The sequence below is a fragment of the Allobosea sp. BK604 genome, from assembly GCF_004341515.1.
In the GTDB taxonomy this organism is placed as follows: domain Bacteria; phylum Pseudomonadota; class Alphaproteobacteria; order Rhizobiales; family Beijerinckiaceae; genus Allobosea.
The window spans coordinates 814,909-829,611 of sequence record NZ_SLZF01000001.1 but is presented as its reverse complement, the minus strand read 5'-3'; the positions used below and the strand labels follow the sequence as shown (position 1 = coordinate 829,611).

6 protein-coding genes are annotated in these 14,703 nt (G+C 67.9%); 3 read left to right on the top strand and 3 right to left on the bottom strand.

Annotation, left to right across the window (positions count from 1 at the left end; translation table 11 throughout):
- Positions 1 to 118: 118 nt before the first annotated feature.
- Entirely contained in the window at positions 119 to 736 is a 618-nt protein-coding gene (locus EV560_RS04020) for a TetR/AcrR family transcriptional regulator (RefSeq protein ID WP_165923305.1), read from the bottom strand.
- Between the two features lie 144 nt (positions 737 to 880).
- On the opposite strand from EV560_RS04020, the gene EV560_RS04015 reads away from it, so the two are divergent.
- Together EV560_RS04015 and EV560_RS04010 are read left to right on the top strand one after the other, a co-directional pair.
- Positions 881 to 1,972: an efflux RND transporter periplasmic adaptor subunit gene (locus tag EV560_RS04015; RefSeq protein ID WP_131854203.1), complete on the top strand. Its 1,092-nt coding sequence runs from the start codon at positions 881 to 883 to the stop codon at positions 1,970 to 1,972.
- The gene (locus tag EV560_RS04010; protein ID WP_131854201.1) at positions 1,969 to 5,070 is read left to right on the top strand and encodes an efflux RND transporter permease subunit; all 3,102 of its coding nucleotides are present in this window, start codon (positions 1,969 to 1,971) and stop codon (positions 5,068 to 5,070) included. The genes EV560_RS04015 and EV560_RS04010 overlap by 4 nt, the downstream gene beginning before the upstream one ends.
- A gap of 249 nt (positions 5,071 to 5,319) precedes the next feature.
- On the opposite strand, the gene pbpC is transcribed toward EV560_RS04010, so the two are convergent.
- A complete protein-coding gene (gene pbpC / locus EV560_RS04005; protein WP_131854199.1) occupies positions 5,320 to 7,416 on the bottom strand; it encodes a penicillin-binding protein 1C in 2,097 nt (698 codons plus the stop codon).
- 255 nt (positions 7,417 to 7,671) lie between these two features.
- Positions 7,672 to 12,942 carry an alpha-2-macroglobulin family protein gene (locus EV560_RS04000; protein WP_131854197.1) on the bottom strand — a complete coding sequence of 1,757 codons (5,271 nt, stop codon included), beginning with the start codon at positions 12,940 to 12,942 and terminating at the stop codon, positions 7,672 to 7,674.
- A 220-nt stretch (positions 12,943 to 13,162) separates the two neighbouring features.
- Between EV560_RS04000 and EV560_RS03995 the strand changes: the two genes are divergently transcribed.
- Entirely contained in the window at positions 13,163 to 14,611 is a 1,449-nt protein-coding gene (locus EV560_RS03995) for a S1 family peptidase (RefSeq protein WP_131854195.1), read from the top strand.
- The last annotated feature ends 92 nt before the right edge of the window (positions 14,612 to 14,703 follow it).

Sequence of the window (14,703 nt, the reverse complement as noted above, 5' to 3'; positions counted from 1 at the left end):
CATTGGAGCTTGGCGCCTAGCGCAATTTCGAGCGAAGTGGGCCCCCGTTCGTGTGAAGAAAATGCGATAAAACAAAAGCTTAGAGAATTTTTGCGATTTGAACAAACGCGGAAATGCTCTAGCCTCCGCGCAGCAGCAGCTCAACGCAGGAGCGCACATAGTCGCGGCGCTCCGCCACCGGAATCGCGTCCACGCCGAGCAGGCCGCGGATCTGGTGGAAGCCGCGGAGCATGCCGATGAACTGCTCCGCCATCACGCGCGCCTCGGCTTCGCCGAGCACCCTGGGCAATTCCTCACCCGATTGTGATCGTTGTGACAGCAACGTCGCCACGTCATCGATCATGCGCGCCGCACCGGCCTCATAGGCGGCGCGTCCCAATTCGGGAAAGCGGGCGGCGGCGTTCAGGACGAGCCGGTGCAGGTCGAGCGAGGCCGGGTGCAGCATCATCGCCAGCGCATCGTCGCCGAGCCGGATGAGGAGGTTGCGCAGGTCGGCGCCGTCCTTCTGGCGGGGCTGACGCAAGGGAATCGTCAGCTTTTCCGTCAATTCGACGCAAATTGCCTTGAACAGGGCTTCCTTGTCGGCAAAGTGGCTATAGATCGTCTGCTTGGAAACGCCGGCGCGATGGGCGATCTGGTCGAGGCTGGCACGCTCGAAACCCTCGGCCAGGAACATCTCGGAAGCAGCCTGGGTGATGGCGTGATGCTTGTCCGGGCGCGACTTCTCGGCCGGCATGCAACTTGCTTTGGCCGAAGCCGTTTCCGAACGCCGAACCTGGACCGTTTCCGTCATGTTTCCGCCTATGAAGCGGCCTATTAAAACTAGACCGTCCAGTCTTGTTCATATATCTAGTCTCGCCGCACCGGAGCGTCCAGTCTTATGAAGCGTCTCGTCCTTCTTCTCGTGATCGCCGGACTGGCAGGCGGAGGGTATTACGGCTACCGCAACTTCAAGGCGGCCCAGGTCTCCCCGGCGCGCGCCGCGACCAATCCGCAGGCTTCCGCCGTGCCCGTCGAGGTCGGCAAGATCGAGATCGCCAGCGTCAACGAAGAGGTCCAGGCGCTAGGCACGCTCGCTGCCGATGAATCGGTGGTGATCGCGCCGGAGATCGCCGGCCGCGTCGTCGCGCTCGGCTTCAAGGAAGGCGACCGCGTCCAGAAGGGCCAGGAGCTGGTCAAGCTCGACAAGGCCATCCTGGAAGCCGACCTGAAGCAGGCCGAGGCCGATGTCAGGCTGGCGCGCGACACGCATGAACGCAGCCGCTCGCTGGTGCAGCGCGGCTCGGGCACGCAGGTGGCGCTCGAACAGGCGACGGCGCAGCTCGCGGTCGCCGAGGCCCGGCTGCAGCTGTCGCAGTCGCGCCTGGCGCTGACCGCCATCGTCGCCCCCTTCACCGGCGTCGTCGGGCTGCGCTCGGTCGGCGTCGGCGACTATGTCCCGGCCGGCAAGGAGCTGATCACGCTGACCGCGATCGACCCGATCAAAGTCGATTTCCGCGTGCCTGAGCTGTTCCTGAGCAGCGTCAAGGTCGGCCAGACGATCGAGGTCAAGCTCGATGCCGTCCCAGACCGCACCTTCACCGGCCGGATCTTCGCAATCGACCCGGTGGTCGACATCAACGGCCGCGCCATCCGGCTGCGCGCGATGATCCCCAACAGCGATCTCGCGCTGAAGCCCGGCCTGTTCGCCCGCATCAACATCATCGTCAATCAGCGCGAGAAGGCGCTGATCGTGCCGGAGACGGCGGTGGTGCCAGATGGCATGAACAAGATGATCTACGTGGTTCAGGACGGAAAGGCCAAGCGCATGCCGGTCGAGCTCGGCAAGCGCATGCAAGGCAAGGTCGAGATCACCAAGGGCCTGAACCCGGCCATGCAGATCGTCACCACCGGCCAGATGCGCCTGCGCGACGGCGTCGCGGTCGCGATCAAGAACAGCCTACCGCCGGTGCAGACGAGCGCCACGGAATGAGCCTCTTCGCGCTCTTCGTCAAGCGGCCGGTCCTCTCGACCGTGCTGAGCCTGCTCGTGGTCCTGATCGGCTTCGTCTCCTATACGCGCCTGACGGTGCGCGAATATCCGAATATCGACGAGCCGATCGTCTCGGTGCAGACGGTCTATCGCGGCGCCAGCGCCGAGATCATCGAGACCCAGGTGACGCAGATCCTGGAGAACTCGATCGCCGGCATCGAAGGCATCGAGATCATCTCCTCGACCAGCCGGCAGGAGCGCAGCAACATTTCGGTGCGCTTCCGTCCGTCGGTGAACCCGGACGTGGCGGCTTCCGATGTGCGCGACCGCGTCAGCCGCGTGCGCGGCCGCATGCCGGATGAGATCGACGAGCCGATCATCGCCAAGGTCGAGGCCGATGCCCAGCCGATCCTCTACCTGTCGCTGACCAGCTCGCGCCACACTCCGCTCGAGCTGACCGATTTCGCCGACCGCTTCATCGCCGACCGTGTTCAGAACGTCACCGGCGTCGCCGAAGTCCGCATCATCGGCCAGCGGCAATACGCAATGCGCATCTGGCTCGATCGCGCCCGGATGGCGGCCTATGACGTCACCGTGCAGGAGATCGAGGCGGCGCTGGCCGCGCAGAATATCGAGATCCCGTCGGGCCGCATCGAGAGCAGTGACCGCGAGTTCACGGTGCTGTCGCAGACCAGCCTGAGCACGCCGGAGCAATTCCAGGAAATCGTCATCAAGGACGTCAGGGGCTTCCCGGTGAAGCTGAAGGACGTGGCGAAGGTCGGGCTCGGCGCGCGCGAGGAGCGCAACGCCGCCTGGTTCGCCAGCCGGCCCTCGGTCACGATCGGCATCGTCAAGCAGGCGACCGCGAATCCGCTCGACGTCTCCGAGGGCATCCGCGCCGCGCTGCCGGAGATCACCGAGGACCTGCCGGACGGCATGGGCATCGCCACCTCCTACGACACCTCGATCTTCATCGACCGCTCGATCCAGGCGGTCTATTCGACGATCGGCGAGGCGGTGGTTCTCGTCGTGCTGATCATCTTCATCTTCCTGCGCTCGGTGCGCGCGACGCTGATCCCGCTCGTCACCATTCCGGTCTCGCTGATCGGCGCCTTCGCGCTGATGTACATGCTCGGCTTCACCGTCAACACGCTGACGCTGCTTTCGATGGTGCTGGCGATCGGCCTCGTCGTCGACGACGCGATCGTCGTGCTCGAGAATGTACACCGCCATGTCGAGGACGGCATGCCGCCGACCAAGGCGGCGATCAAGGGCATCAACGAGATCGCCTTCGCCGTGGTGGCAATGACGCTGACACTGGTCGCCGTCTACGCACCGATGGCCTTCTCGACCGGCCGCACCGGCAAGCTCTTCATCGAATTCGCGCTGACGCTCGCTGGCGCGGTGCTCGTCTCGGGCTTCGTCGCGCTGACACTGACGCCGATGATGTGCGCCAAGCTGCTCAAGCACCACGACAAGCACAGCTGGCTCTACAACCTGCTGGAGCGCGGTTTCGACGGGTTGGCCCGCGGCTATCGCGCCTCGCTGCGCGGCGCACTGGCGATCCGCCCGGTCATCGTCCTGCTCGCGCTCTGCGTCGCCGGCTCGAGCTATTTCCTGTTCACCAACCTGCGCTCTGAGCTCGCTCCGGTCGAGGATCGCGGCACGATCAACGGCATCGGCGTCGCGCCCGAGGGGGCGACACTGAGCTTCACCGCCGACTATGCGCGGCAGGTCGAGAACTACTTCAGCAAGATTCCCGAGGTGGAGAGCTATCTCGTCATCGTCGGCTTCCCCGACGTGACGCGCGCCATCGCCTTCGCGCGGCTGAAGCCCTGGGAGCAACGCCACCGCAAGCAGCAGGACCTCGTTGCCGAGATCAACCGGGGCCTGTCGCAGATTCCCGGAATCCGGCTCTTCGCCATCAATCCGCCTTCGCTCGGCACGCCCGGCGGCGCCAACAGCAAACCAGTCGAGTTCGTGCTGCGCTCGTCGGAGCCCTATGCGCAGATCAAGGAATATGTCGATCTTGTCATCGCCGAGGCCTCGAAATCGCCGGCAATGACCAATCTCGAGAGCAATCTCATCCTCGACAAGCCGCAGATCAAAGTCTCCATCGACCGGCAACGCGCGTCGGATCTCGGCGTCGGCATCGACATCATCGGTCGCACGATGGAAACGCTGCTCGGCGGGCGGCAGGTGACGCGCTTCAACATGAACGGCGAGCAGTACGACGTCGTGCTGCAGGTCGCCGGTACCGATCGCGCGACGCCGCAGGCGCTGCAGTCGATCTATCTGCGTGGCCGCAACGGTGCGGTCGTCCAGCTCTCCAGCCTGGTGAACATTGAGGAAAATGTCGCGCCAAAGGAGCTGATCCGCTTCAACCAGCTGCGTTCGGCGACGATCACCGCCGTGCCTGCGCCCGGCTATTCGCTAGGCGACGGCCTCGCCGTTCTGGAGCAGGCTGCCGCCAAGATGCTGCCGAAGACGGTGCAGATCGACTATTCAGGCCAGAGCCGTGAGTTCAAGCAGTCCGGCGCCTCGATCTTCCTGGTCTTCCTGCTGGCGCTCGGCTTCATCTATCTCGTGCTCGCCGCGCAGTTCGAGAGCTTCGTCGACCCGATCGTGATCATGGTCTCGGTGCCGCTCTCGATCACCGGCGCTCTCGCCGCGCTCTATTACAGCGGCGGCACGCTCAACGTGTACAGCCAGATCGGTTTGATCACGCTGGTCGGCCTCATCACCAAGCACGGCATCCTCATCCTCGAATTCACCAACCAGCTGCGTGAAGAGGGACAGGAACTGCGCGAGGCGCTGATCAATGCGGCGGAGCTGCGGCTGCGGCCGATCCTGATGACCACGGGCGCGATGGTGCTCGGCGCCGTGCCGCTGGCGCTGGCGCATGGCGCCGGTGCGGAGAGCCGCTCGCAGATCGGCTGGGTCATCGTCGGCGGCATGACCTTCGGCACCTTGCTGACGCTTTACGTGGTGCCTGTGGTCTACACCTATCTCGCCCGCAAGCACCGGCCGGTGCATGGCGAGGACGAAGCGCACGGGCATGGCCACGCGCCCACACCGCATCCTGCCCCGGCGGAGTGATGCGCTGAGGCTTGTGAGCTGAGCGCGTCATCCTCGGGCGGAGTAAAGCGCAGTCCGGGGATCTCTTCCAGGACAAGTCACGGGTTCGGCCGTGAATATTTGCCTGCTGTCGTCATGGTCGCCCTTGTGGCGACCATCCACGTCTTCCCTCGAAGCACGGTGTTCAAGGGGCGGATGCTCTGGGCAGGCCCGAGCATGACGGAGGATCCGTGAGGGTGCCTTTGCGCCTTCGGCTCAGCGCCCCGTGCCCTATTGCAGCCGCACCGAGACGCTCTCGCTGGCGCCTGTCGCGTCGATCACCGAAATCCGGACAAAGCCCTTGCCGCTCGGTTGCCAGGCGGCTTCGCGCCGGCGCAGCGGCGGCGTCACCGGCGTGCCGTCGACCAGCCAGGTATAGGGCGGGGCGCCGCCATCGACCTTGAGGTTGAGCTCGGTCCTGCCATCGAGCGTCGAGGCGGCAAGGTCGATGCGCGCGCCCTCGGGCGGGAAGGCCAGCTTGAGGCCGGGCGTCGCCAGCGCGAGCAGCGTCTTCGGTACGTCCTGGCGGAGATGGCGCAGGGGCGGCGGCAGGTTCGACGTGCTCGCGACGATCGCGTTCGGCGGCTGCGGGAATGGCCGCGGATCGAGGCCGAGCCGGGAGAAGGCATCGAACAGGATCGGCGCGGCGCTGACGCGGCCGACGAGGCCGGGCACTGCGCCATTATCGGCACGGCCGACCCAGACACCGATCGTGTGCTTGCGGTCGTAGCCGACGGCCCAGGCATCACGGTAGCCATAGGAGGTGCCGGTCTTATAGGCGATGCGCCCGGGCACGGCGTTGAGCGGCGGCGGCGCGCCGAGCAAGGTGTCGGTGACGTACCAGGCCGCGACGGGATCGACGAGGCGGGGGGCCTCGCCGGTCGGGCCAGTGGCGGGCTTCACGCGCAGCGGCAGCATTTCGCCGCCGCGGGCAAGGCCGACATAGAGCCGGGTCAGGTCCTGCAAGGTGATGCCGAGGCCGCCGAGGCCGACGGCGAGGCCAGGCGCGCCGCCCTCCTTCGGCATGGCAATGCTGGCGCCGGCATCGCGCAGCCGCGACAGGAAGCGTTGCGGACCCAGCGAGGAGAGGACCTCGACGGCCGGCACGTTGAGCGAAAGCTGGAGCGCCTTGCGGGCCGAGACCATGCCCTGGAAGCCGAGATCGAAATTCTCGGGAACGTAGAGCCCGTAGCGAGCCGGCCGGTCCTCCAGCATCGTCTCGGGATGGGCGAGGCCGTTATCGAAGGCAAGCGCGTAGATGAAAGGTTTCAGCGCCGAGCCGGGCGAGCGCAGGGCGCGGGTCAGGTCGAGGGCGCCGGCGCGCTCGGCCGCGAAATAGTCGACGCCGCCAACCGAGGCGCGGACTTCGCCGGTGTCGTTGTCGACGGCGAGGATGGCGATCGAGACCTGGGGCGCGAGGCCGAGGCTGCGCTCGCGCGCGAGCTGCTCGAGATTGGCCTGCAGCCGGCCATCGAGCGTCAGCCTTTGGCTACGAAGCGCGGGCGCCTCGGCTACGACCTGCTCGGCGAGATGCGGGGCGAGCGCCGGAAAAGGCTTTCGTGCGCCAGGGATCGGCTCCTCGCGGGCGGCCGCGACCTCGTCCTTCGTGGCGAGGCCGGCGGCCTCGACGCGGGCGAGCACGCGGTCACGGGCCTTGCTCGCGGCCTCGACGGATCGGTCCGGCCGGCGCTGCTCGGGGGATTGCGGCAGGGCGACGAGAAGCGCGGCCTCGGCCGTGGAGAGCCGCTTCGGCTCCTTGCCGAAATAGGCGAAGCTGGCGGCGCGCACGCCTTCGAGATTGCCGCCGAAGGGGGCGAGCGTCAGGTAGAGGTCGAGGATCTCGTTCTTGCTGAAGCGGCGCTCCAATTCGACGGCGCGCACGGCCTGGCGCAGCTTGGCGGCAAGCGAGCGCTCCTCGCGCGGCTCCAGCAGACGGGCGACCTGCATGGTCAGGGTCGAGCCGCCGGAGACGATGCGCCCGCTCAGCAGCATCTGGCCGGCGGCGCGCAGCATGGCCCCAGGATCGATGCCGTGATGGCCGTCGAAGCGCTTGTCCTCGAAGGCCTTGAGCATGGCGAGATAGCGTGGGTCGACATCGTCGTGGCCGACCGGGAGCTTCCAGCGGCCGTCAGCGGTGAGGAAGGGGCGGAGGAGCTTGCCCTCGCGATCGAGAACCACGGTCGAGCGGTCGCGCGCGGCGGCGAAGTCGAGCGGCGGGAGCGTGGAAGCGTAGTAGGCGAGGGCCCCGGCAGCGGTTGCGCCGAGAGCGAGCGTGCTTCCGCCTGCGATGACGAGGCGCTGCCGCCAGATGCGCCTTCCTTCTCCCACCCATCTCGGGCTTGCCCGAGATGGGCAATCCCGAGTGTCAACCTCGGCAACAGCCGACTTTGACGCGGGAGAAGGCGGCTCCGCGGAGCGGAGACGGATGAAGGGTCGCGCGACCTTAGCCAAGACGGAGTTCGAAGCGAGGCGCAACCGGTCAAGGACAGCGCGACCCCTCACCCCAAGCCTCTCCCGCAGGGAGAGAGGGTGCTCGGCTGCGCCCGTCTCGTCGGATCGCGTCTTCACCTCTGGTTCTTGTCCTTACCTCGCCGAAGCGATGTCGACCGTGCCGAAGCCGGTGCGGCCGAAGCGATCCGGACGGTACATGTCCTCGATCACCGCAGCCGGCGCGACATAGCGGCCCGGCGAGACGGCCCGCACGATATAGCCGATCGTGAACACGCCCGGCTGGTTCGAGGAGCCGCTGCGCTCGAAGGCGGCGACATAGCGGTCGTCGCGCGCCTCGGTATGAACAGGGAACACCTCCTGCTTCAGCCAGGACAGGCCTTCGGTCGAGGCGCCTTCGGTGAGGTTGGCGTTCTCGATCTCGAGCCCGGCCGGCAGCGGGTCGACCAGCAGCAGGCGGCCGTAGCGGGCCGGGATCTCGGTCACGGTCAGCGCCACGACATAGCGCTCGTTCTGGCGCAGCCTGGCAGGATCGACCTTCTCGCCCTTCATCGAGTAAATCGTGCGCTCGACGCCAAAGCCCTGGTTCAGCGCCGGCTCGGGCGATGCCGGGATGCCGGAGACGGTGACCACGGCCTGGGCCGCGGCCGGACCGGGATTGGCGATGGTGAGGGGCTTGGCTTCCAGCGCCTCCTGCGAGAGCGTGCGGTAGAGCGCGCCCTTGCGCTCGGCGCCGTCGACCGTGAGCGTCATGCCCTCGGCCTCCTTGGTCATGGCCTGGGCGGCCAGCACCATCCACATGTTCTCCTGCGTCGAGGTGTAGCGCGAGGCGTTGCGGGCGCCCTCGACGATATTGGCGGCACGGCTGATATCGGCGCGCTCGCCATTGGCTTCGGCGATCAGTGCCAGCGCGCCGGTGCTGTCGCGCAGCCGCGAGCCGTAATCGGCGCGCGAGATGCCGTCGTCGCGGGTCTCCTGCAACTGGTTGAGCGCGCTCACGAAGGCAGCGCGGCCACGGCCGCGATCACCGAGCAGCGAGAGCGCCGCGCCGATCTGCGCGCGCGCCAGCGGCGAGGCGAAATCGGAGAGCTTGTTGTCGGCGAGATAGCGCAGGTCGCCCATCACCGGCCGGCCGTTGCGGGCGAGCACGTAGAGCGCATAGGCGATGCCGGAGGCCTCCTCCTTGTTGATCTCGGAGGTGTTGACGACCTGGTTGCGCAGCCGGTCGAGCGCCATGTTGAAGGCGATCTGCGGCACGGCGAACTGGCGCTCGCGGGCCCGGGTCAGGAAGTCGGTGACGAAGGCGTCGAGCCAGAGATCGTCGCCGCCGACGCTCCAGAGGCCGAAGGAGCCGTTGCCGCCCTGGCGAGCAAGCACGCGCTCGATCGCATTGGCGACGCGCTCGTCGGCATTGGAGTCGAGCGCCAGGCTCTCCATCGTGGCGAGCCGGTTGACATGGAGCAGCGGCAGCGCGCGGCTGACCGTCTGCTCGGTGCAGCCATAGGGGTAGCGGTCGAGCGCCTTCAGGATCGCCGGCACGTCGAGCGAGGCGAAGGGCGAGACCGAGACCGAGACCTGGCCGGAGCGCGGAACGAGATCCGCCATCAGATCGGCGGAGACGGTGAGCGCGCCGCCATTGCCGGGGATCGGCCGGACGACGCGACGCGCGATCGTGTTGGAGGAGGGCTGCACGCGCACGGCGAGGTTCTGCACCGTGGTAATGCCGTTCGGGCCGCTGACACGCACGTCGAACTCGGCGCGGCCGAGGCCGGCGGCGGTCACCGGGATGGTGAGCTGCGTCTTGGCGCCGGTCTGAAGGTTGAAGCTGCGGCGCGTCGCGTCGGCGGCGACGAGCACCGGACCCTTGACGTCGAGATCCACGGTATAGGTGCCGGGAGGGCCCTCGACATTGTCGATCTGCAGGTGAAAGCGGGACTGGTCGCCAATGGCGAGGAAGCGCGGCAGCGTCGCCTGCGCGACGATCTGGTCGCGGACGATGACATCGGCATTGGCATGACCGGTGCGGCCGGCCGACCAGGCCACGGCCATGACGCGGACCGAGCCGTTGAAGGCCGGCATGTCGAAATCGATCTTGGCCGTGCCATCCGGCCCGACCTTGACCACGCCGGAATAGCGCGCGAGCGGCTCCTGCGTCGGCTTCTCACCCGGGGTCGCGGCCGCACCGTCGCCGCCGGAGCGGATGGTGCCGCGCACGCCCTGCATGCCGTCGATCAGGTAGCCATAGAGGTCGCGCAGCTCATGGCCGAGCTGGCGCTGGCCGAAGAAATACTTGCCGGCATCCGGGCTTTCGTAGCGGGTCAGGTTGAGGATGCCGATATCGACGGCCGCGACCGTGACGAAAGCCTCCTCACCCGAGCGCGCGCCGGTGATCTTGACCGGCAGCGACAGCGTGGTGAGCGGACGCACCAGATTGGGCGCGCCGAGATCGACGCTGAGCGTGCGCTCGGCCTTGCCGATGGTGAACCAGGACAGGCCGATGGCGCGGCCGGGCAGCCTGTTGGCGGCAGTGTCCATCGGGCGATGAGCGAGCGCGACCAGATAGGCGCTGGCGCCCCATTCGGCCTTGACCGGGATCGAGGCGGTGGTGCCGTCGGCCGAGATATCGACGGTGCGGATCTCGTTGACGCGGTCGCTGATCACCGCGAGCGTCGCCTTGCCGCCGAAGCGCGGCGAGAGGCGCACCTGCATGGTGTCGCCGATGCCGTAGGACGGCTTGTCGAGCGCGACGTCGAGCACATCCGGCGTGTCGGCTGTCTTGTCGGTCTCGTAGCCGACCCAGAAGGAGACGCTGGTCTCGGTGGCGTCGCCACCGGTCGAGACGACGTCGAGCCGGTAATTGCCCCATTGCACCGGCGCGCTGATCTTGGCCGGAGCGGTCTCGCTGGTGGCGATCTCGCCATCGGACATGCGGCGGGTGGTATTCACGCCCTCATAGTTCCAGCGGCCGTCGCGGAAGAACCATTGATAGTTGCGCGTGACCTTGGAGAGCGTCCATTTCACGCCCTGGCGAGCGAGACGGCGGCCGTCGCCATTGGCCATGATCACGTCGAACGAGGCGTTCTGGCCGTTGCCGAGCGTGCTGTCGTCGAAGAGCTTCTTGACGCCGATGGCCGCGCCCTTGGGCACGATCGGCAAGGTGAGCGAGCGGGCGATGGCGCGTCCGCCGGGCTCGCCGACGCGCAGGGTGACCTCGACTTCGAGCGGGCGGTTGGCGTCGGGCTGCTGGATCGCGGCCGAGACCAGCGCCTTGCCCTGCGCATCGGTCTGCGTGCTCTCCTCGAGATCGGCCTGGACGGATTCGAAACTCTCGTCGGTGAGGCCGACCTGATAGCCGTCGAAGCCGGGAATGGCCGATTGCGCGGCGGCGCGGATCGTAGTCGTGCCGGTGACGTCGAGCTCGGAGCCCGGCGCGCCGTAGAGATAGCGGGCGGTGAGATCGATCTCGGCCGGCTCACCGGCCTGGAGCAGCGGCGCCTTGGGCGCGAGCGTCAGCTCGAGCCGCTCGGGCACGTAATCCTCGACGAGGAAAGAGGTCTCGCCGATGGCGGAGCCCTTCGGATCGGCATAGGCCTGGATGCGCCAGGTGCCGGTCTGCGCGCCCGAGAGCAGCGGGATCGAATAGGCGCGACCGCCGGCGCCCTGGTCCTCGACCTGGCGGCGGCGATACTCGACGCCGTCGGGCCGCTTGACGACGAGGGTCAAGGGCAGGCCGGTGACGGCTGTGGCCTTGGCGTCACGCAGCAGCGCGGTGAGGTAGACGGTCTCGCCGGAGCGGTAGACGCCGCGCTCGGTGTAGAGATAGGCGTCGAGCCCGCTCGGGGCGACGCGGCCCTGCACGCCGCGGTCGGAGAGGTCGAAGGCGGTCAGCTTCAGATCGAGGAAGCCGTAATCCTCACCTAGCGCGGCGGTGACCAGGCCGGGCGCGTTGCCGCCCTGGCCCTTGGCGAGGCCGGCATCGAAGCGGGCATAGCCGTTCGCATCGGAGCGGACGGTGGAGAGCACCTCGTTGTTACGGGCGATCAAGCGCAGCTCGGTATTGGCGAGCGGGCGGGCATCGGCGAGCGAACGCACCAACACATGCACGCCGTCAGGGCCGGTGAAGCTGGTCAGGCCGAGATCGGAGACGACGAACCACTGCGTCGCGCGGGTCGAGCCGTCATCGTAGGACTCGGTGTCGCTGTCGGAGGGGATCTGCGCCGCCGGGCCACCCGAGGGCTTGGCGAACATCACGTAGACGCCGGGCTGGAGCTTGCCGACCGCGTCCAGCACCGGGAAGGCGGTGATGACGTCCTTGTTCAGGTCGGGCTTCACATCCATCGTGCCCTTCCAGATGCTCTGGCCCTTGTCGGAGGCGATCTGGTTGGCGCTGTAGCTGCCGAGCTGGGTCAGGAAGTCCTCGGAATGGACCGAATTGATCAGGTTGCGGTCACCGATGCGCATGACCTCGAGGTCGAGCTTGGTGGTGTTGACCGAGACGACCGGGATGCCCTGCTGGCCGGTGCGCGGCAGCACGTAGTTCTTGCCGGTGAAGCGCACCGAGGGCGTGCGGTCGCGGACATAGACCTCGTAATCGGCAGGCTTCAGCAGCACCTCGTCGGGGATCGCCGAGGGCACGCCCTGGCGAATGACGAAGGCGTAGCGCTCGCCATGCCGGAGGCCGTCGACGCAGATCTGGCGGTCCTCGGCGCTCACGGCGAAATCGCCCTGGCCACCGGAAATGGCGACGTAAGGCGCGAAATCGACGCGGCCGCGGGAGAGCGGTTCGGAGAAGGTGAAGCAGGCGCGGGGCGTCGCCGAATCGGAATCGACATTGTTCGAGAGCAGGCGGAAGCCGCGCTTCTCGCGCAGGCTCTCATAGGCCGTGCGCAGCTGGGCATTGTCCTGGAGGTCGAGGCTGAGGCGGTAGGTGGTCAGCGCCGGGCGCCAAAGCTCGTTCTTCTCGAAGGTGCGGGCGAGCACGGCGAGCGAGGCGGCCTCGTCATTGCGGTTGGCCGAACGCTGATAGGCGAGATAGGCGGCAGTGATGGCACGCTCGCGCAATTCCCAGCGCTCGCGATAGTCGCGCGGCTCGATGGCGTTGGCGGCGCGCGCCATCAGGCGCCAGCCGGCGGCGCTGCCGGGCTCGGAGACGACGGCGGCATTGGCCTGGGGCAGGGCGGCGCGGGCATCGCCGCGGGCCATGGCCGCCTCACCGTCGCGCAGCGAGATCGCCGCGGGCCGGGGGGACGGGACGTCGCGCTTCAGCCTTTCCTCGAGCCGCTGGCCGTCGGCGGCGAGGTCGGTGCGGATATAGGCCTTCTGGGACAGGGCTGGCTGGGCCAGAGCCGGTGTTGCCGCCGAGAGTGCGAGACCGAAGAGCAGGGCGAGCCGGGCAAGAAAGGTCATGATCGTTCCCCCTTCGGTCAGTCAGGTAGCCTATCCTCGGGCCGTCGCGCGTCGCTGCGATGACGGCGCCGAGAATGCCGGCAGGCTATCGCGTCCCAGCGCAAGGTGGAAGGCCGGGAGCGAGGCGTCGTGCGCATGTCATCGCAGTTGCGGATGAGGCGCAGTTGACGCTCAATGCGGCGATCTTTCGGACGTTCCTTGCCGGCCTGGAGAAGACCCGATGGCGAATGCGCTCAGTTTCCGTCTGCGCTCCACGACGATGCGGTTTGCCGGCTTGGGATTGGCGGTGCCGCTGCTCGCAGCCAGCCTGCTGAGCGCTCAGGCGCAGGCTCCCGCCGCTCCCGCGCCGAATCCGCAGATGGTGGCGGCGCAGGCCGCTTTCGAGGCGCTGCCGGAGGCCGAGCGCCGGGCGATCCAGACCGACCTGATCTGGGCCGGCGCCTTCAACGGCGCGGTGAGCGGCTCCTTCGGGCCGCTGACCTTCCGGGGCATCAACACGATCAAGGCGGCCTCGAAGGGGACGTCGGACGGCATCCTCACCCCGGCCGAGCGCAAGGCGCTGGCGCAGCGCGCCGCAGCGGCGCGCGATGCCGCCGGCTTCCGGCTGATCGCCGACGAGCGCACCGGCGCGCGCATCGGCATCCCGATGAAGCTGCTGCCGAAGCGCGACGTCTCGCCAGGCGGTGGGCGCTGGCAGAGCGAGGATGGGCGCGTGACGCTCGACACCAACGCGACGCCGCCCGCAACCGATACGTTGGAGGCCCAGTTCGAGCGCGCGACCAGCGCCGCCGTGCAGGGCCGCAAGATCACCTACAAGCTGCTGCGGCCGGATTTCTTCGTCGTCACCGGCGAAACCGCGACCGGCAAGTTCTATCGCCGGCTCTCGTCGGGACCGGCCGGGCTGCGCGGCTTCACCATCGGCTATGACAAGGCGCTGACGCAGGCGGTCGATCCGCTGGTCATCGCGATCGCCGCGAGCTTCGATCCCTTCCCGACCGGGCCGATGCCGGCAGCGGGTACGGCCGTAGCCGGTCCCGCTCCGGCACAGGGCACGACCGCCGCGCCGCCGCCAGTCGCCGTCCGGGCGAGTGAGCGCTACGGCGCCGGCTTCGTGGTGGGGGATCGGCTGGTGCTGACCGCCAAGGCCGCGATCGAGCCGTGCAAGGCGGTCAATGTCGGCGGGCGGGCTGCCAAGCTGCGGGTCAAGGACGATGCCAGCGGCCTGGCGTTGCTCGATGTCGATGGTGTATCGGCGGCCGCGCCGGGCCTGCGCAGCGAGGCGCTGGGCGATCAGGCCGGGCTCGTGCTCGTCGCCTACGGCAATACGGGCGGCCAGCGCGCCGCGATGGCGCTGCCCGGTCAGGGCGTGAAGACAGGCTCAGGCACCGCCGTGTACGCGCCGCTTCAGCCCGGGCAGGTTGGCAGCCCGGCCTTCGATCGCCAGGGCCGGCTCGCCGGGCTGGTGACGGCCGATCCGTCCGACAAGTTCCTGGTCGCGGGCGTGGCGCCGCAGCGCGCCCATGCGATGGCCGACGGCGCGGCGATCGCGCCCTTCCTGAGCAAGGCCGGCGTGAGCCTGCCGACGGCGGCCGCGACCGTCGAGCTGAGCACCGGCGCCGTCGTCGACAAGGCCGGCAAGTCCGTGCTGCAAATTGTATGCACGCTGTGAACCGGAGCAGGATGCGAAAAAGTGGAAGCCGGCTCTTCGCAGGAATCCTGCTCTGATTTTAAGTGAGAGACGGATTCAGATTTCATCCGACT

Coding starts and splice junctions, on each gene's coding strand:
- EV560_RS03995 (WP_131854195.1), top strand. CDS start 13,163: ATGGCGAATGCGCTCAGTTTCCGTCTGCGCTCCACGACGATGCGGTTT.
- EV560_RS04015 (WP_131854203.1), top strand. CDS start 881: ATGAAGCGTCTCGTCCTTCTTCTCGTGATCGCCGGACTGGCAGGCGGA.
- EV560_RS04010 (WP_131854201.1), top strand. CDS start 1,969: ATGAGCCTCTTCGCGCTCTTCGTCAAGCGGCCGGTCCTCTCGACCGTG.
- EV560_RS04000 (WP_131854197.1), bottom strand. CDS start 12,942: ATGACCTTTCTTGCCCGGCTCGCCCTGCTCTTCGGTCTCGCACTCTCG.
- EV560_RS04020 (WP_165923305.1), bottom strand. CDS start 736: ATGCCGGCCGAGAAGTCGCGCCCGGACAAGCATCACGCCATCACCCAG.